Origin of the sequence: [Erwinia] mediterraneensis (genome assembly GCF_900604315.1) — a bacterium.
In the GTDB taxonomy this organism is placed as follows: Bacteria; Pseudomonadota; Gammaproteobacteria; order Enterobacterales; family Enterobacteriaceae; genus Pantoea; species Pantoea mediterraneensis_A.
In genome coordinates this window covers 1,940,922-1,958,500 of sequence record NZ_LR026978.1, presented here as the reverse complement: position 1 = coordinate 1,958,500, position 17,579 = coordinate 1,940,922, and the positions used below count along the sequence as shown (strand labels likewise).

At 55.5% G+C, this 17,579-nt stretch carries 16 protein-coding genes; 7 read left to right on the top strand and 9 right to left on the bottom strand.

Annotated elements, in window-relative coordinates:
- Positions 1–503: 503 nt before the first annotated feature.
- Both gltB and E0E17_RS09085 read left to right on the top strand, forming a co-directional pair.
- Complete coding sequence (gene gltB / locus E0E17_RS09090) at positions 504–4,970, top strand: glutamate synthase large subunit (protein ID WP_130833594.1); 4,467 nt, start codon at positions 504–506, stop codon at positions 4,968–4,970.
- A 9-nt stretch (positions 4,971–4,979) separates the two neighbouring features.
- Positions 4,980–6,398: a glutamate synthase small subunit gene (locus E0E17_RS09085; RefSeq protein ID WP_130833592.1), complete on the top strand. Its 1,419-nt coding sequence runs from the start codon at positions 4,980–4,982 to the stop codon at positions 6,396–6,398.
- Positions 6,399–6,580: 182 nt separating this feature from the next.
- On the opposite strand, the gene sspB is transcribed toward E0E17_RS09085, so the two are convergent.
- From sspB to zapE, 5 genes are all read right to left on the bottom strand, one after another.
- Positions 6,581–7,066, bottom strand: a complete 486-nt coding sequence (gene sspB / locus E0E17_RS09080; protein ID WP_130833590.1) for a ClpXP protease specificity-enhancing factor — start codon at positions 7,064–7,066, stop codon at positions 6,581–6,583.
- Between the two features lie 3 nt (positions 7,067–7,069).
- Complete coding sequence (sspA, locus tag E0E17_RS09075; RefSeq protein ID WP_130833588.1) at positions 7,070–7,711, bottom strand: stringent starvation protein SspA; 642 nt, start codon at positions 7,709–7,711, stop codon at positions 7,070–7,072.
- 494 nt (positions 7,712–8,205) lie between these two features.
- The gene (rpsI, locus tag E0E17_RS09070; protein WP_130833586.1) at positions 8,206–8,598 is read right to left on the bottom strand and encodes a 30S ribosomal protein S9; all 393 of its coding nucleotides are present in this window, start codon (positions 8,596–8,598) and stop codon (positions 8,206–8,208) included.
- 15 nt (positions 8,599–8,613) lie between these two features.
- A complete protein-coding gene (gene rplM, locus E0E17_RS09065) occupies positions 8,614–9,042 on the bottom strand; it encodes a 50S ribosomal protein L13 (protein ID WP_130833584.1) in 429 nt (142 codons plus the stop codon).
- Positions 9,043–9,282: 240 nt separating this feature from the next.
- Positions 9,283–10,410: a cell division protein ZapE gene (gene zapE / locus E0E17_RS09060; protein WP_130833582.1), complete on the bottom strand. Its 1,128-nt coding sequence runs from the start codon at positions 10,408–10,410 to the stop codon at positions 9,283–9,285.
- Between the two features lie 232 nt (positions 10,411–10,642).
- On the opposite strand from zapE, the gene zapG reads away from it, so the two are divergent.
- The 3 genes from zapG (at position 10,643) to degS (ending at position 13,688) form a co-directional block, all read left to right on the top strand.
- Entirely contained in the window at positions 10,643–11,044 is a 402-nt protein-coding gene (gene zapG, locus E0E17_RS09055) for a Z-ring associated protein ZapG (RefSeq protein ID WP_130833580.1), read from the top strand.
- A gap of 108 nt (positions 11,045–11,152) precedes the next feature.
- Entirely contained in the window at positions 11,153–12,520 is a 1,368-nt protein-coding gene (degQ, locus tag E0E17_RS09050; RefSeq protein ID WP_130833578.1) for a serine endoprotease DegQ, read from the top strand.
- A gap of 106 nt (positions 12,521–12,626) precedes the next feature.
- Complete coding sequence (gene degS / locus E0E17_RS09045) at positions 12,627–13,688, top strand: outer membrane-stress sensor serine endopeptidase DegS (protein WP_130833576.1); 1,062 nt, start codon at positions 12,627–12,629, stop codon at positions 13,686–13,688.
- A gap of 43 nt (positions 13,689–13,731) precedes the next feature.
- Here the strand turns inward: degS and epmA are convergent, their stop codons facing one another.
- Positions 13,732–14,709: an elongation factor P--(R)-beta-lysine ligase gene (gene epmA / locus E0E17_RS09040; protein ID WP_130833573.1), complete on the bottom strand. Its 978-nt coding sequence runs from the start codon at positions 14,707–14,709 to the stop codon at positions 13,732–13,734.
- 164 nt (positions 14,710–14,873) lie between these two features.
- Between epmA and E0E17_RS09035 the strand changes: the two genes are divergently transcribed.
- Positions 14,874–15,398, top strand: coding sequence for a lipocalin family protein (locus E0E17_RS09035; protein ID WP_130833571.1), 525 nt, complete (start codon positions 14,874–14,876; stop codon positions 15,396–15,398).
- A 50-nt stretch (positions 15,399–15,448) separates the two neighbouring features.
- On the opposite strand, the gene E0E17_RS09030 is transcribed toward E0E17_RS09035, so the two are convergent.
- The 3 genes from E0E17_RS09030 to efp all read right to left on the bottom strand — a co-directional run bounded on the left by E0E17_RS09030 (position 15,449) and on the right by efp (position 16,479).
- Entirely contained in the window at positions 15,449–15,583 is a 135-nt protein-coding gene (locus tag E0E17_RS09030; protein ID WP_130833569.1) for an entericidin A/B family lipoprotein, read from the bottom strand.
- A gap of 144 nt (positions 15,584–15,727) precedes the next feature.
- Positions 15,728–15,859, bottom strand: coding sequence for an entericidin A/B family lipoprotein (locus tag E0E17_RS09025; protein WP_130833566.1), 132 nt, complete (start codon positions 15,857–15,859; stop codon positions 15,728–15,730).
- A 53-nt stretch (positions 15,860–15,912) separates the two neighbouring features.
- Entirely contained in the window at positions 15,913–16,479 is a 567-nt protein-coding gene (gene efp / locus E0E17_RS09020; protein ID WP_130833564.1) for an elongation factor P, read from the bottom strand.
- A gap of 41 nt (positions 16,480–16,520) precedes the next feature.
- Between efp and epmB the strand changes: the two genes are divergently transcribed.
- Entirely contained in the window at positions 16,521–17,549 is a 1,029-nt protein-coding gene (gene epmB / locus E0E17_RS09015; protein WP_130833562.1) for an EF-P beta-lysylation protein EpmB, read from the top strand.
- Positions 17,550–17,579 lie beyond the last annotated feature (30 nt).

Below are 17,579 nucleotides of genomic sequence, written 5' to 3'. Positions count from 1 at the left end.
AATATGCTGATATAAGAAAAACAGATACATCCTGCGCCTCACCACGAGCAAACAGCATATCATGCTACAAAATCCCATGGCGCCAGCATGGTTCAGAGATATGGCCGCTGCCCAACAGTGAGTCAGTTCACATTTCTGTGGCCCGCTCTGTCGGGTCTATTGTCTTCCAATATGGATCAAAATCTTTTATAAACAACAATATAAGCCAACCAGGCGCGAATAAATCACAACCAGGTACGCTATTTGACCTGCGTACGCTTTCCCGATAAGTTGGGATTCCGCTGGAAGCTTTCTGGACGGGTGGTCCATCCGTCATATTTATGCAGTAACAGAGATTCCCCCTGTAACAAGTCCAAGACGCTTGTGACACCGACGCCAACGGCCAAACAGACAAGGGGCGACCATGGATGCCGCGCATGATGCGCTAACCCGTCGCTATACCCTTTCTGCGCCTGACCGCCGACGCTTGCGGGAATCCACAGAGCCTGGGGAGGTTCACTGAAATGTTGTATGACAAATCCCTTGAAAAGGATAACTGTGGTTTCGGCCTGATCGCCCATATAGAAGGCGAACCTAGCCACAAGGTAGTGCGTACCGCCATTCATGCACTGGCCAGAATGCAACACCGTGGCGCGATCCTTGCTGACGGCAAGACCGGCGACGGCTGTGGTCTGTTATTACAAAAACCTGACCGCTTTTTCCGCGTGGTGGCCGAAGAGAAAGGCTGGCGCTTAGCGAAGAATTACGCTGTCGGCATGATTTTCCTCAGCAACGATGAGCAGCAGGCTCAGGCAAGCCGCCGCGTGGTAGAAGAAGAAGTGCTGCGCGAAACCCTCTCCGTGGTGGGCTGGCGCGACGTGCCGGTGAATCAGGACGTACTAGGGGAGATCGCCCTCTCCTCCATGCCGCGCATCCAGCAGCTGTTTATTAACGCGCCTGCCGGCTGGCGTACACGCGATATGGAGCGTCGTCTCTATATGGCCCGTCGCCGCATTGAAAAGCGCATGGAGCTGACCGACGACAAAGAGTTCTACATCTGTAGCTTCTCCAACCAGGTCAATATCTATAAAGGTCTGTGTATGCCGGCTGACCTGCCGCGCTTCTACCTGGACCTGGCGGATCTGCGTCTGGAATCGGCTATCTGTCTTTTCCATCAGCGATTTTCTACCAATACCGTGCCGCGCTGGCCGCTGGCGCAGCCGTTCCGCTATATGGCACACAACGGCGAGATCAATACCATTGCCGGTAACCGTCAGTGGGCGCGTGCGCGTGCCTATAAATTTAATACGCCGCTGATCCCCGATCTGCAAAGCGCCGGTCCCTTTGTCAACGAAACCGGCTCTGACTCCAGCTCCATGGATAATATGCTGGAGCTGTTTCTGAACGGTGGGATGGACCTGATCCGTGCGATGCGTCTGCTGGTGCCGCCAGCCTGGCAAAACAACCCGGATATGGATCCTGAGTTGCGCGCCTTCTTCGACTTCAACTCGATGCATATGGAGCCCTGGGATGGCCCGGCAGGCATCGTGATGTCCGATGGCCGCTACGCAGCCTGTAACCTTGATCGTAATGGTCTGCGTCCGGCGCGCTACGTGATTACCAAAGACAAACTGATCACCTGCGCCTCTGAAGTAGGCATCTGGGACTATCAGCCTGACGAAGTGGTCGAGAAAGGCCGCGTAGGACCGGGCGAACTGATGGTCATCGATACCCGTATCGGGCGTATCCTGCATTCCGCAGAAACGGACAACGATCTGAAAAGCCGCCATCCCTATAAAGAGTGGATGGAGAAAAACGTTAAGCGTCTGGTGCCGTTTGAAGATCTGCCGGACGATCAGGTGGGCAGCCGCGAGCTGAACGACGTCCAGCTGGCAACTTATCAGAAGCAGTTCGCTTACAGCAGCGAAGAGCTGGATGGCATCATCCGCGTGCTGGGCGAAAACGGGCAGGAAGCAGTAGGCTCCATGGGTGACGACACCCCCTTTGCCGTGCTCTCCAGCCGCCCGCGTATCATTTACGATTACTTCCGCCAGCAGTTTGCTCAGGTGACCAACCCGCCTATCGATCCGCTGCGTGAGAATCACGTGATGTCGCTGGCGACCAGCATAGGTCGTGAGATGAACGTCTTCTGTGAAGCGGAAGGTCAGGCGCACCGCGTCAGCTTTAAATCGCCCATCCTGCTCTGGTCTGACTTTAATCAGCTGACCTCACTGGAAGGCGAATATTATCGCGCCGATACGCTGGATTGCACCTTCGATCCGGCGCAGGAGACACTGGAACAGACCATTCATCGTCTGTGTGATGAAGCGGAAAACATGGTACGCAACGGCACCGTACTGCTGGTGCTCTCTGACCGCGCCATCAGCGAAACGCGCCTGCCGGTGCCTGCGCCGATGATTGTGGGTGCGGTGCAGACGCGTCTGGTTGATAAAAACCTGCGCTGTGACGCTAACATCATCGTGGAAACCGCCAGCGCGCGCGATCCCCACCACTTTGCCGTGCTGCTGGGCTTTGGCGCGACTGCCATTTATCCTTACCTGGCCTACGAGTCGCTGGCGAAAATGGCTGACAGCAACGTGATCGAAAAAGATTATCGCTCACTGATGCTGAACTACCGTAACGGCATCAACAAAGGCCTGTATAAGATCATGTCCAAAATGGGCATCTCTACCATCGCCTCGTATCGTTGCTCGAAACTGTTTGAAGCGGTAGGTCTGCATGCCAACGTCTCCAGCCTCTGCTTCCAGGGCGTGGTCAGCCGTATCAGCGGCGCCAACTTCGCTGACTTCCAGCAGGATCTGGTGAATCTGGCGAAACGCGCCTGGCTACAGCGCAAACCGCTGGATCAGGGCGGCCTGCTGAAATATGTCCACGGTGGCGAGTATCATGCCTATAACCCGGACGTGGTAGGAACGCTGCAGCGCGCCGTACAGAGCGGCGCATACAGCGATTATCAGCAGTATGCGAAGCTGGTGAATGAGCGTCCGGTGGCGACCCTGCGTGATTTGCTGGAGCTGCAGCCGGGGACGCAGCCCGTCAGCATTGATGAGGTCGAACCCGCCAGCGAGCTGTACAAACGCTTTGATACTGCCGCAATGTCTATCGGTGCACTGAGTCCGGAAGCGCATGAGTCGCTGGCTGAAGCGATGAACAGCCTCGGCGGCTACTCCAACTCCGGCGAGGGCGGCGAAGATCCGGCGCGCTACGGCACCAATAAAGTGTCCCGTATCAAGCAGGTGGCATCGGGCCGTTTCGGCGTAACGCCGGCCTACCTGGTCAACGCTGACGTGATTCAGATTAAGGTGGCTCAGGGTGCCAAGCCGGGCGAAGGCGGTCAGCTGCCAGGGGATAAAGTGACCCCTTATATCGCGAAACTGCGCTATTCGGTGCCGGGCGTCACGCTGATTTCCCCGCCGCCGCACCACGATATCTACTCTATCGAGGATCTGGCCCAGCTGATTTTTGACCTGAAGCAGGTCAACCCGAAAGCGATGATTTCCGTGAAGCTGGTGTCTGAGCCAGGCGTGGGCACTATCGCTACCGGCGTTGCCAAGGCCTATGCGGATCTGATTACCATTGCCGGCTATGACGGCGGTACAGGCGCCAGCCCGCTCAGCTCCGTGAAATATGCGGGCTGTCCGTGGGAGCTGGGACTGGTGGAGACCCAGCAGGCGCTGGTTGCCAACGGTCTGCGTCACAAAATCCGTCTGCAGGTGGATGGCGGTCTGAAAACCGGACGCGATATTATCAAGGCGGCGATTCTGGGCGCGGAGAGCTTTGGTTTCGGCACTGGTCCGATGGTGGCGCTGGGCTGTAAATACCTGCGAATCTGCCATCTCAACAACTGTGCAACCGGCGTGGCAACCCAGGATGAGAAGCTGCGTAAGAACCATTACCACGGCCTGCCATTCAAAGTAACCAACTACTTTGAATTTATTGCGCGGGAAACGCGTGAAATCATGGCGGAACTGGGCGTGAAGCGCCTGACCGACCTGATTGGCCGTACCGATCTGCTGAAAGAGCTTGACGGTTTTACCGCCAAACAGCAGAACCTGGATCTGTCATCACTGCTGAAAACCGCGACGCCGATGCCGGGTAAAGCGGTGTACTGCACCGAAGACAACCCGCCGTTTGATAAAGGCGAGCTGAACAAAGCGCTGTACGAGCAGGCGATGCCGTATGTCGAAGCGAAGCAGAGCAAAACCTTCTACTTTGACATCCGTAACACCGACCGTTCAGTGGGCGCGACGCTCTCCGGGGCAATCGCGGCCATTCATGGCGACCAGGGGCTGGCGGGCGATCCTGTCCGCGCCTTCTTCACCGGCACCGCGGGCCAGAGCTTCGGCGTCTGGAATGCGGGCGGCGTTGAACTGACGCTGACCGGCGATGCCAACGACTACGTCGGTAAAGGAATGGCAGGCGGCGTGCTGGCGATTCGTCCTCCGGTAGGCTCCGCCTTCCGCAGCCATGAAGCGACCATCGCCGGTAACACCTGCCTGTATGGCGCGACGGGCGGTAAGCTGTTTGCCGCAGGCCGCGCGGGCGAGCGCTTCGCGGTGCGTAACTCCGGTGCGATTACCGTGGTAGAAGGCATTGGTGATAACGGCTGCGAATATATGACAGGCGGTATCGTCTGCGTTCTGGGCCGCACCGGCGTGAACTTTGGTGCAGGGATGACCGGCGGTTTTGCCTATGTTCTGGATGAAGATGGCGAATTCCGTAAACGCGTTAACCCGGAACTGGTAGAAGTACTGAATGTCGATGAGCTGGCGATCCATGAAGAGCATCTGCGTGGACTGATTACCGAGCACGTACAGCATACCCGCTCATCACGTGGCGAAGAGATCCTGGCTAACTGGCCAGCCTGGTCAGCTAAATTCGCGCTGGTTAAACCGAAGTCCAGCGATGTCAAAGCATTGTTGGGTCACCGTAGCCGTTCCGCAGCTGAGCTGCGGGTGCAGGCGCAGTAAGAGGTCACGATGAGTCAGAACGTTTATCAATTTATCGACTTGCAGCGCGTTGATCCGCCAAAAAAACCGCTCAGCATTCGGAAAATTGAGTTTGTAGAAATTTATGAGCCCTTTTCGGGCAGCCAGGTAAAAGCGCAGGCTGACCGCTGTCTGGATTGCGGCAACCCCTATTGCGAATGGAAGTGTCCGGTCCATAACTACATCCCGAACTGGCTGAAGCTGGCCAACGAAGGGCGCATTATGGAAGCGGCAGAGCTTTCTCATCAGACCAACAGCCTGCCGGAAGTGTGTGGACGCGTCTGCCCGCAGGATCGCCTGTGTGAAGGCTCCTGTACGCTGAATGCCGAGTTCGGCGCGGTCACCATCGGTAACATTGAGCGCTATATCAACGATAAAGCGATGGAGATGGGCTGGAAGCCCGATCTCTCTCATGTGAAACCGACCGGTAAACGCGTAGCGATTATTGGTGCTGGTCCGGCGGGCCTCGCCTGTGCTGATGTGCTGACGCGTAACGGTGTCAAAGCGGTAGTGTACGATCGTCATCCGGAAATCGGCGGTCTGCTGACTTTTGGTATCCCCTCTTTCAAGCTGGAAAAAGAGGTGATGATCAAACGCCGCGCACTGTTCACGGAGATGGGCATTGAGTTTCAGTTGAATACAGAAGTGGGCCGCGACGTGCAGCTGAGCGACCTGCTGAGCAGCTATGATGCGGTGTTCCTTGGCGTCGGCACTTATCAATCGATGCGTGGCGGCCTGGAAAATGAAGATGCGCCAGGTGTCTATGACGCGCTGCCGTTCCTGATTGCCAATACCCGCCATACCATGGGCTTTGCGCCGCAGGATGACCAGCCTTACGTCAGCATGGAAGGCAAGCGTGTCGTGGTACTGGGCGGTGGCGATACCGCGATGGACTGCGTACGTACTTCGATTCGTCAGGGCGCGATGCACGTGACCTGTGCCTACCGTCGTGATGAAGAGAGCATGCCGGGTTCCAGACGCGAAGTGAAAAATGCGCGTGAAGAGGGTGTCGAGTTCCAGTTCAATCTGCAACCGCTGGGCATTGAGCTGAATGCCAATGGCCGGGTCAGTGGTGTGAAGATGGCGCGCACCGAAATGGGTCAGCCAGATGCGGCAGGTCGCCGTCGGGCAGAAATCGTGCCGGGATCCGAGCACGTGCTGCCTGCGGATGCGGTCGTGATGGCGTTTGGTTTCCGTCCGCACAAGATGGAATGGCTGGCCGATTTCAGCGTTGAGCTCGATCAGCAGGGACGTATCATTGCGCCGGAAGGCAATGAGATCGCCTTCCAGACCAGCAACCCGAAAATTTTCGCTGGCGGCGATGCCGTACGCGGTTCGGATCTGGTGGTTACCGCTATTGCCGAAGGTCGTAAAGCGGCTGAAGGCATCATGGATTATTTAGAGGTATAAGCCCGCGCATCTGTCACGGTTTATGCACGCGAAAACGCTTCTCCCGTCAGGGAGAGGCGTTTTTTTATGGCCATATGGCAGTGGTTGACGGCGGGGCCTGCAGCTTGCTGTCGGCGTAAAAAACCTTCCGTTACGCTGTAGATAACGGAAGGTTGCGTTGTAGCCGACAGAGTGATGAAAGGTTATTTCACCACACGCAGCGAAGGACGTCCGCCACGCGGCGGGGGTTCATCATCCGGCGAGTGATCCTCATCGCTGGCATTGTCCGGGCGATCGCCATCAATCACCGACATGACCGTCTCATCCTGGTCCGCAGATTCTTCCAGCTCCGCACGTTCATAAGCCGGTTCCGGCTCGAACATGGTGCCTGCGCCGTTTTCACGAGCGTAAATAGCCAGGATCGCCGCCATCGGCACAGTCACCTGGCGCGGCACGCCACCGAAACGGGCATTAAAGCGCACCTGATCGTTGCCCAGATCCAGGTTACCGACCGCGCGCGGCGCGATATTCAACACGATCTGTCCATCACGCGCATACTCCAGCGGCACCTGTACCCCCGGCAGATTAATATCCACCACCAGATGCGGGGTAAGTTGGTTATCAAGCAGCCAGTCGTAGAACGCGCGTAGCAGATAAGGACGACGTGCGGTAAGTTGAGACATTTCCATACATTAGCCCCGGGATTGCAGGCGCATTTCACGTTCTGCTTCGGTTAATGAAGCCAGGAAAGAGTCACGTTCAAACACGCGGTTCATATAGCCTTTCAGCTCTTTGGAGCCGGCACCGGTCAGTTCAATGCCCAGTGAAGGTAAGCGCCACAGCAAGGGTGCCAGATAGCAATCCACCAGGCTGAACTCTTCGCTCATAAAGAATGGCGTACGGGCAAACAGCGGCGCAATCGCCAGAATCTCTTCGCGCAACTGCTTACGGGCTGTTTCCGCTTCCTGACCGCTGCTGTTTTCTACGGTGCGCATCAGGCTGTACCAGTCCTGCTCAATACGGTGCATCATCAGGCGGCTTTCACCACGGGCCACCGGGTAAACCGGCATCAGTGGCGGGTGTGGGAAGCGCTCGTCAAGGTATTCCATGATGATGCGCGATTCATACAGCGTCAGTTCACGATCTACCAGTGTCGGCACGGTGCGATACGGGTTGAGGTCAATCAGATCCTGCGGCAGGTTATCCGTTTCCACCTGCTCGATCTCCACGCTGACACCTTTTTCGGCCAGTACGATACGAACCTGATGGCTGAAAATGTCAGTCGGACCAGAAAACAGCGTCATTACCGAACGTTTGTTGGCAGCGACAGCCATGTAAACCTCCAAGTTTGTTCAAAAAAATACTGCGAATAGCCAACCACACGGCGACTCACCTGCTAACGGACTCGCACGCAGCCAGCGTTTCCGGCATTGCCTGCCATCCCGACAGGATTTTTGCGCGCAACACCCCAGCTTACGGGCACAAAGTGTCAGTCAGTTTACCAGATTTTAGGCAGTTTGTGGGGCACGGGATGAAGATTTGCGGGCAAAAGCGGATAGAGTACGCGTTTTTCTCTGCTCATTGAGAGAAAGCACGAAAAGTAAAAATCCGCCTTCATAGAAGGCGGCTTTGATTGCACCCCATGGGGGGGTACCAAAAACCTTAAAAAGCAGTCTCTGCCTGTTCCGTAAGATTCAAATCCAGAGACGATAAGGCAGAGCCAAAACGTATTGATGACCACGCCCGCAGGACGTGGTTTTAAGCTGGCAATAAAAAACCCGCCGAAGCGGGTTTTTCGTGCCAATAGTCTCTGCCGAAGCAGAAGCCATTAACGTTTGGAGAACTGCGGACGACGGCGTGCTTTACGCAGACCGACTTTCTTACGTTCAACTTCACGCGCATCACGGGTAACGAAGCCCGCTTTACGCAGTTCAGAACGCAGAGACTCGTCGTATTCCATCAGAGCGCGGGTGATACCGTGACGGATCGCACCTGCCTGACCAGAAATACCACCACCTTTAACGGTGATGTACAGGTCAAATTTACCAACCATATCAAGCAGTTCCAGCGGCTGACGCACGACCATACGTGCAGTCTCACGACCGAAATATTGCTCCAGAGAGCGCTGGTTGATTACGATGTTACCGCTACCCGGCTTGATGAAGACGCGTGCGGAGGAGCTTTTGCGGCGACCAGTGCCGTAGTTTTGAGTTTCAGCCATTGCCTGTAATCCCGATTAAATGTCCAGAACTTGCGGTTGCTGTGCCGCATGGTTGTGCTCGTTGCCCGCGTAAACTTTCAGTTTACGGAACATAGCACGGCCCAGCGGGCCCTTCGGCAGCATGCCTTTAACCGCGATTTCAATCACACGCTCAGGACGGCGAGCAATCATCTCTTCAAAGGTCGCCTGTTTGATACCACCGATGTGGCCGGTGTGGTGATAGTAAATCTTGTCGCTACGTTTGTTGCCGGTTACGGCAACTTTGTCAGCGTTCAGAACGATGATGTAGTCACCGGTATCAACGTGCGGAGTATATTCCGCTTTATGCTTACCACGCAGACGACGAGCCAGTTCGGTCGCCAGGCGACCCAGGGTTTTGTCTGTCGCGTCAACAACGTACCAGTCGCGTTTTACGGTTTCCGGTTTAGCTGTAAAAGTTTTCATTGAAAAGCTTACCCAAATTAAGTTACACGTTGGTGAAATCCCAAACGCTTAAGTAAACGGTTGAGGCTCACACGACCATATTGACCAGCAAGCCTACCCACCTCGGATAGGTTACCGGAACACAAAGGTTTCTGGGAACGAAAAGCCTTTGCTGTAACGTGGGGTCGGAGGATTATAGAGAAGTCGCCTGCAAATATCGACCGTTTTTTGCGACATTGCTCTTTTTTCCTCCGCTTTTTTTCACGGCAGATGCGGCAGGCGCAGGTACTCTTCGCTTTGCATCTCCTGCAGACGCGACAGACAGCGCTGGTATTCAAATTTCAGGCGCGTGCCCTGATAAATCTCATACAACGAGGTTTCTGCCGAGACCACCAGTTTGACGTGGCGCTCATAAAATTCATCCACCAGCGCCAGAAAACGTCGTGCCTGATCTTCGGTTTTATAAATCATCACCGGCACGTCAAACAGCAGCACGCTGTGGAAACGACGCGACAGTTCAATGTAGTCGTGCTGACTGCGCCCTTCCCCGCACAGGGTGGTAAAATCGATGGCGAGCACTCCTTCGCGCATGCCGAGCGTCGGCAGCCGACGGTGATTGATCTCCAGCGTGGGCGCCTCGTCGCGCGCGCCGCCGGAAAGCGCCTTAAACATCCGCTCCATCTCCTGCGCGCTTTGCGCATTCAGCGGAAAATTCCACAGATGAGCTGAGGTGAGCGTACGCAGACGATAATCGATACCGGCGTCCACATTCATTACGTCGCAGTGACGTTTGATCTGCTCAATGGCAGGCAGAAAACGGGCGCGCTGCAAGCCGTTACGATAAAGCTCATCGGGAGGAATGTTCGACGTGGCCACCAGCGTAATGCCGCGCTCAAACAGAGCAGCCATCAGTGTGCCCAGCAGCATGGCATCCGTGATATCGGAGACAAAAAACTCATCAAAGCAGAGGATATCAGTCTCCGCCTTAAAGCCATCGGCAATGATCAACAGCGGATCGCTCTCGCCCTGCAGACGCGTCAGCTCCTGGTGCACGCGCAACATAAAGCGATGAAAATGCAGGCGTAACTTACGATCGCCAGGAATTGACTGAAAAAAGAGATCCATCACCCAGGTTTTGCCGCGCCCGACACCGCCCCACATATACAGGCCGCGTACCGGGGGCTGCGCAGCGGGCTTTTCATTACCTATCAGTTTCGCCAGACGGCCAAAAAGCCCGCGGCTCCCCGCAGGCGGGGTCTGTTGACGCCCGGCCAGCGCCTGCTGAATGCGGTCTAAACGGGTAATCGCATCGCGCTGCACGTCATCGGGTTGATAATCGCCTTGCGCCAGCGCCTGCTCATAGCGCGCCAGCGGTGATGAAGTTTGCATGGTTCTCTCGGGTCCCTGAATTTTCCGAATCATCTATCGGTTAACAAAAAAAAGGCCGCTCTACACTAAGCGATGCCGCAGCAGGATTCCACTTCCTTAAGATTAACGGGTATAGTGGAGTCTGTGTCCCGTCATCAGACGTTGTGCTGGTATTGACGGTTAATTACGGGGCGCCGCCTGTTAAAAGTGAAGAAATGCCCTACGGAACAACGGAAATTACACGGGAGTCATTATGACCTGGGAATACGGGCTTATTGGTTTAGTGATTGGCATCATTATCGGCGCGGTCGCCATGCGTTTCGGCAATAAGAAACTGCGCGAGCAGCGCAGCATGCAGTATGAACTGGAAAAATCGAAAGCGGAGCTGGCTGATTACCGCGAAGAGCTGACCAACCATTTTGCGCGCAGCGCTGAATTGCTGGATAACATGGCGCGCGATTACCGCCAGCTTTATCAGCATATGGCGAAAGGCTCTAACGATCTGCTGCCCGATCTGCCGGGTGAGAAGAATCCCTTTACTTATCAGCTGACGGAAGCAGAAGCGGATAACGACCAGGCGCCGGTACAGATACCGCGTGACTACTCAGAAGAGGCTTCCGGCCTGCTGCGTGGTGAACGCCCGGCGCGTGACTGATCTTATTGGGCGCAGCGCTTCTGCGCCCTTTTATTTTTGCGAACCCCAGGCCTGAACAGCTGTCACACACTTTTATCTCCCACATTTTGCAGCGAGAGCGTTGTAGCAATGAAAAAACCATCACGACTGTTAAGCGCATTAGCCTTGAGCATTGGGATGAACCTGGTGCTGGCCCCCGCAGCCATGGCTACGCTGCCGGCGCAAATTCAGGGGCAGCCATTGCCCAGCCTGGCGCCTATGCTGGAAAAAGTCCTGCCGGCTGTGGTCAGTGTGCATGTGGAAGGCACACAAACCGCACAGGCGCAGGACATTCCGGAGCCGCTGAAGCGTTTCTTTGGTCAGCTGCCCGGCGATAATCAGCCGCAACCCTTTGAAGGTCTGGGTTCAGGGGTGATTATCGATGCGGCCAAAGGTTATGTCCTGACCAATAACCATGTGGTGAACGGTGCCGATAAGATCAATGTGCAGTTGGGTGACGGCAGCGAATACGCGGCGAAGCTGATTGGCCATGATGAACAAACCGACATTGCGCTGATTCAGATTGAAGGGGCGAAAAATCTGACGCAGGTAAAAATCGCCGACTCGGATCAGCTGAAGGTGGGCGATTTCGCCGTGGCCATCGGCAACCCCTTTGGTCTGGGGCAAACGGCGACCTCAGGCATTATTTCCGCTCTGGGGCGCAGCGGCCTGAATCTGGAAGGGCTGGAAAACTTTATTCAGACCGATGCCGCCATCAACCGCGGCAACTCCGGCGGTGCGCTGATTAACCTGAACGGCGAGCTGATCGGCATCAATACCGCGATTCTCGCCTCCAGCGGTGGCAACATCGGTATCGGCTTCGCCATTCCGAGCAACATGGCCGTCAACCTTGCGCAGCAGCTGATTAAGTTTGGCGAAGTGAAACGCGGCCAGCTCGGCATTAAAGGCACAGAGATGACCGCCGATATGGCAAAAGCCTTTAATGTGGAAGCGCAGCGCGGCGCCTTCGTTTCTGAAGTGCTGCCGAAATCCGCCGCTGAAAAAGCGGGTATCAAAGCGGGCGATATCATCACCGCCATCAATGATAAGCCGATCAGCAGTTTTGCCGAGTTGCGGGTAAAAATTGGCACTACGCCGCCTGGTGAACAGGTCAAGCTGGGCCTGCTGCGTGAAGGTAAACCGCTGGAGGTGAGCGTGACGCTGGAACAGAGTGCGCAAAGCACCGCCAGCGCTCAGCTGCTCTCTCCTGCCCTGCAGGGCGCGACCCTGAGCGACGGCCAGACCAAAGCGGGCGATAAAGGCGTGAAGGTGGATATCATTGAAAAAGGCACGCCTGCCGAGCAGGTCGGTTTGCAAAAAGATGACGTGATTGTCGGCGTGAACCGTACCCGCGTGCAGAGCCTTGCTGAAATGCGCAAAGTGCTGGAGGGTAAACCGCCGGTGCTGGCGCTGAATGTGGTGCGCGGCGAGGAGAGCATCTATCTGCTGCTGAGGTAAGGGCGCTCGCCTTTACCCTTATCACATAAGGCGGACACAACCGCGTGTTTGTCCGCCTTTCTCATGCTATCCTGCCCTGCGATCTTTCCCGGGTTAAGTTAACACCATGTTTCCTAAACTTTTACGTTCAGTGGTCATGGGCCTGATCGTTGCAGCGATATTGCTTGCGGCGGTACCGACGCTCAGAAAGGGCAGTGAAGCCCTGTACAGTACGAACAGCAGCGAAAACGAAACGCCCTTTAGCTTTAATCAGGGGGTGCGTCGCGCTGTGCCTGCCGTGGTAAACGTCTATAACCGCAGCGCGCACGGCAATAATAACCACGGCATCACCACGCTGGGCTCCGGCGTTATCATGAACGCACGCGGCTATATCCTGACAAACAAGCACGTAATAAATAACGCCGATCAGATTATCGTTGCGTTACAGGATGGGCGTTTCTTTGAGGCGACGCTGGTGGGCTCAGATGCCATGACCGATCTGGCGGTCCTGAAGATCACCGCCTCCAGCCTGCCGGTGATCCCGATTAATCCTGCACGCACCCCGCATATTGGCGATGTGGTGATGGCGATTGGCAACCCCTATAACCTCGGTCAGACAGTTACGCAGGGGATTATCAGCGCCACCGGCCGTATCGGCTTAAGCTCATCCGGACGTCAGAACTTCCTGCAGACGGACGCCTCCATCAACCAGGGCAACTCAGGTGGCGCGTTGATTAACTCGCTGGGCGAACTGATGGGCATTAATACCCTCACCTTTGATAAAAGCAGTGATGGCGAGACGCCTGAAGGGATCGGCTTTGCGATTCCTACCGCATTAGCCAGCAAGATTATGGACAAGCTGATCCGCGACGGTCGCGTGATCCGTGGCTTTATCGGCATTACCGGACGCGAGTTGCCGCCGCTGCATAATCAGGGAGGAAATCTCGATCGCGTTCAGGGCATTATTGTCAGTGATGTCGCGCCTGAGGGGCCGGCGGATAAAGCAGGCATTCAGAAAAACGATGTGCTGATCAGCGTAAACGGTAAACCCGCTATCTCTGCCCAGGAGACCATGGATCAGGTGGCGGAGATCCGACCAGGCTCGGTGATCAATGTCGAGGTGTTGCGTAACGATCAGAAACTTACCTTGCCGGTCACCATCCAGGAATTTCCCCGGAGCGATGGCTGACAACACGGCTGCGTGACAGTGATGGCACGCAGCCGCTTGCGTATCAGCAGCGATCCACCGGGAAAGCGATCACTTCACTCAGCGATTCCGCTTTCAGGGCCAGCATAATCACCCGATCGACCCCCAGCGCCACGCCGGAACAGGCGGGCAGCCCGTGATCCAGCGCCGCCAGCAGATGAGTATCAATCGGATGCTGCGGTAAGCCGCGCGCCGCGCGCCGACGGTTATCCTGCTCAAAGCGCTGACGCTGTTCCCGGCTGTCAGTCAGCTCACGGAAGCCGTTCGCCAGCTCGACCCCTTTGTAATAGACTTCAAAGCGTTCCGCGACGCGGTGATCTTCCGTACTGATTTCCGCCAGAGCCGCCTGGCTGGCCGGAAAGTGATACACAAAGGCCGGTTTTTCCTGACCGATTTTGGGTTCCACGCCCAGCATAAACAGCAACTGCAGCAGGGTATCGCGATCCTCTTCCGCATTAGCCAGCTCGGCTGCGCCAAGTTTGGCTGCCGCCTCGCGCAGCTGCGTTTTGTCAGCGGAGAGCGGATCCAGCTCCAGATGGCGAATAAAAGCCTGCTGATAGGAGAGCGACTCGGCGCTGTCGCACTCCAGCACCTGTTGCAGCAAATCGTCCACTTCATTCATCAGCCGGTACATGTCGTAGTGCGGGCGATACCACTCCAGCATGGTGAATTCAGGATTATGATGGCGGCCCGCTTCTTCATTACGGAAACTGCGGCCCAGCTGATAAATCGGTCCGCTGCCCGCCGCCAGCAGGCGTTTCATATGATATTCGGGGCTGGTCATCAGCCAGAGGTCCAGACCCTGTGAAGCCCCAGGCCCAACAAAACGGGTCTGAAAGGGCACCAGATGGACATCGGTAACAGTTGCCTGACTCATGGCCGGTGTTTCCACCTCCAGCACGCCGCGATCGGCAAAGAAACGGCGGATTTCTGCCATAATGGCCGCACGTTTCAACAAATTGGCAATGGGTGCGCTCGGCTGCCAGCTTGCCGTTTCGCTCATGATGATCACTCCTCAGACAGACAGGGGGTGGCAGTCTACCCGTATTGCGAGGCGCAAACAACGTCACCCACTCGCAACAATGATGTTTGCCGGATGCGCAAGCAGTAACGCAGCGGGCTGCTATCTTTATCTTTATTCATTATTCAATAACTAAGGGAATCCTGATGTCGGTATGGAAAATGGTTGCTGCGGGCCTGAGCGCCCTGCTTTCTGTTTCCTGCTCCACAACACCACCCAAAAACGTCAACGTAGTAGAGGGTTTTGAGGCCGACCGCTATCTTGGTCAGTGGTACGAAATTGCCCGTCTCGACCACCGTTTTGAACGCGGGTTGGATCACGTCACCGCAACCTACAGTAAGCGGGATGATGGCGGCCTGAAAGTCATTAACCGCGGCTGGCAACCGGAAAAAGGTCGCTGGAAAGAGAGTATCGGTAAAGCTTACTTTACCGGCTCGCCACAGCGTGCGGCACTGAAAGTCTCCTTCTTTGGCCCCTTTTATGGCGGCTATAACGTCATTGCGCTGGATGATAACTACCGTTACGCGCTGGTTTGCGGGCCAAACCGCAACTATCTGTGGATTCTGTCACGCACGCCACAGCTGGACGAGGCGGTGAAACAGCAACTGACAGAACAGGCGCGTCAGGCGGGATTCGCGGTAGATAAGCTAATTTGGGTGAATCAGTCGTAACAGGAAAGGAAAAGCCGGTACGAAACAGCGTGGTTTCGCACCGGTTTGAATTACTGCGTGCTGCGCTGAATGGCCTGGCCACCGGCTTCCACATCTTCGCCCACGCCACGCGTGGTGTTACATGCGCTCAACAGCGAGGAGAGAACCAGTACAGAGAAGATGGTGACAATACTTTTCTTTAACATGACAATTTCCTTTTTGGTTGCAGTAAAAGTACAGCGTTTTAAGCATAGACGGTATCCGTGCACCTGCTTAATCAACTGTTCATAAAAAGGAAATTTCTGCCTGAGGAACACACTGCGACTGCCCTGCTCGTTCCGCAGAAAGGTTTAGTTCGCCGCACGCGAGATGGCACCGCCCAGATGCGAAACATCTTCGCCAAAACCACGGAAGGTATTACAGGCACTCAGTGCTGAAGTCATCAGCAACGCAAACGCGATAAAGATAACTCGCTTTTTCATTGTTCATAACCCACACAAAAAAAGGCGCATCCCGGATGCGCCTGATGAAGCTCTTACTTAACGCGTGATACGTATTCGCCTGAGCGCGTATCCACTTTCACCACTTCGCCAATCTGCACGAACAGCGGTACTTTTACCACTGCGCCGGTGCTCAGCGTAGCAGGTTTACCACCGGTACCAGCGGTATCGCCTTTCAGGCCCGGATCGGTTTCAGTGATTTCCGCTTCGATAAAGTTCGGCGGCTGAACGGCAATGGCTTTGTTGTTCCACAGCGTCACGATACATTCAGCGTTATCCTGCAGCCATTTCTGTACATCTTCCAGCACTTTGGCTTCGACCTGATACTGCTCGAAAGTTTCCGGGTGCATGAAATAGAAGAAGTCGCCGTCGTTATAAGAGTACTGCAGCGTCATATCGATAACGTCTGCGCCTTCAGCGGAATCGGTAGATTTGAAGGTTTTCTCAACGCGGCTGCCAGTGAGCAGACGACGCATTTTCACGCGAGCGAAAGCCTGGCCTTTGCCTGGCTTAACAAACTCGCTGGATTCGATGGCATAAGGCTCGCCTTCGAACATGATTTTAAGACCGGAACGGAAATCGTTGCTAGAATATGTCGCCATGAAGGCCCTCTACAAATTGATACTGGTACTTAGCCAAAAAAATGGCACACATTGTAACCCTAAATACCCCGTCCAGAGAAGATTGGTTGCAGCAACTCGCTGATGTCGTCACTGAACCCAATGAATTACTACAACTTTTAGCTCTCGACCAGCATACAGAACTGGCTGCGGGGCGTGACGCACGTCGCCTTTTTGCCCTGCGCGTCCCGCGTGCGTTCATCCGGCGCATGCAAAAAGGCGATGCGCAGGATCCCCTGTTGCTGCAGGTACTGACCAGCCAGCAGGAGTTTATCGACGCGCCAGGTTACAGCACCGATCCGCTCGACGAGCAAACCAGCGTGGTGCCCGGTTTACTTCATAAGTATAGAAACCGTGCGCTGCTGTTGGTCAAAGGCGGTTGCGCGGTGAACTGCCGCTACTGTTTCCGTCGCCATTTTCCTTACCAGGATAATCAGGGCAACAAGCGCAACTGGCAGAGTGCACTGAATTATATTGCCGCCCATCCTGAGCTGGATGAAATTATTTTCTCCGGCGGCGATCCGCTGATGGCAAAAGATCATGAGCTGGACTGGCTGATTAGCGAACTGGAAGCGATTCCTCACCTCAAACGCCTGCGTATCCATAGCCGCCTGCCGGTGGTGATTCCGGCGCGCATTACCGAAGGGCTGTGCCAGCGGCTGGCGCAGTCGCGCCTGCAGGTGTTGATGGTCACCCATATTAACCACGCCCGCGAGATCGATGATGAGCTGCGTCAGGGCATGCTGATGCTGAAACGGGCGGACGTTACTCTGCTTAACCAGAGCGTGCTGCTGCGGGGCGTGAATGACAATGCGCAGACGCTGGCGGCGCTGAGCAATGCGCTGTTTGATGCGGGCATTCTGCCCTATTACCTGCATGTGCTGGATAAGGTGCAGGGCGCGGCGCACTTTTTTGTCGCTGACGACGAGGCGCGGGCGCTGGTGCGCGAGTTGCTGACGCTGGTTTCTGGCTATATGGTGCCAAAACTGGCGCGTGAAATCGGCGGAGAGCCAAGCAAGACGCCGCTGGATTTACAGCTGCGTCAGGAATAAGCGGTGAAGCGCAAAAAAAAGGGGCGAGAA

Excerpts from the sequence above, each read along its gene's own strand:
- gltB (WP_130833594.1), top strand. The coding sequence starts at position 504 with ATGTTGTATGACAAATCCCTTGAAAAGGATAACTGTGGTTTCGGCCTG.
- E0E17_RS09085 (WP_130833592.1), top strand. The coding sequence starts at position 4,980 with ATGAGTCAGAACGTTTATCAATTTATCGACTTGCAGCGCGTTGATCCG.
- sspB (WP_130833590.1), bottom strand. The coding sequence starts at position 7,066 with ATGGAAATGTCTCAACTTACCGCACGTCGTCCTTATCTGCTACGCGCG.
- sspA (WP_130833588.1), bottom strand. The coding sequence starts at position 7,711 with ATGGCTGTCGCTGCCAACAAACGTTCGGTAATGACGCTGTTTTCTGGT.
- rpsI (WP_130833586.1), bottom strand. The coding sequence starts at position 8,598 with ATGGCTGAAACTCAAAACTACGGCACTGGTCGCCGCAAAAGCTCCTCC.
- rplM (WP_130833584.1), bottom strand. The coding sequence starts at position 9,042 with ATGAAAACTTTTACAGCTAAACCGGAAACCGTAAAACGCGACTGGTAC.
- zapE (WP_130833582.1), bottom strand. The coding sequence starts at position 10,410 with ATGCAAACTTCATCACCGCTGGCGCGCTATGAGCAGGCGCTGGCGCAA.
- zapG (WP_130833580.1), top strand. The coding sequence starts at position 10,643 with ATGACCTGGGAATACGGGCTTATTGGTTTAGTGATTGGCATCATTATC.
- degQ (WP_130833578.1), top strand. The coding sequence starts at position 11,153 with ATGAAAAAACCATCACGACTGTTAAGCGCATTAGCCTTGAGCATTGGG.
- degS (WP_130833576.1), top strand. The coding sequence starts at position 12,627 with ATGTTTCCTAAACTTTTACGTTCAGTGGTCATGGGCCTGATCGTTGCA.
- epmA (WP_130833573.1), bottom strand. The coding sequence starts at position 14,709 with ATGAGCGAAACGGCAAGCTGGCAGCCGAGCGCACCCATTGCCAATTTG.
- E0E17_RS09035 (WP_130833571.1), top strand. The coding sequence starts at position 14,874 with ATGTCGGTATGGAAAATGGTTGCTGCGGGCCTGAGCGCCCTGCTTTCT.
- E0E17_RS09030 (WP_130833569.1), bottom strand. The coding sequence starts at position 15,583 with ATGTTAAAGAAAAGTATTGTCACCATCTTCTCTGTACTGGTTCTCTCC.
- E0E17_RS09025 (WP_130833566.1), bottom strand. The coding sequence starts at position 15,859 with ATGAAAAAGCGAGTTATCTTTATCGCGTTTGCGTTGCTGATGACTTCA.
- efp (WP_130833564.1), bottom strand. The coding sequence starts at position 16,479 with ATGGCGACATATTCTAGCAACGATTTCCGTTCCGGTCTTAAAATCATG.
- epmB (WP_130833562.1), top strand. The coding sequence starts at position 16,521 with ATGGCACACATTGTAACCCTAAATACCCCGTCCAGAGAAGATTGGTTG.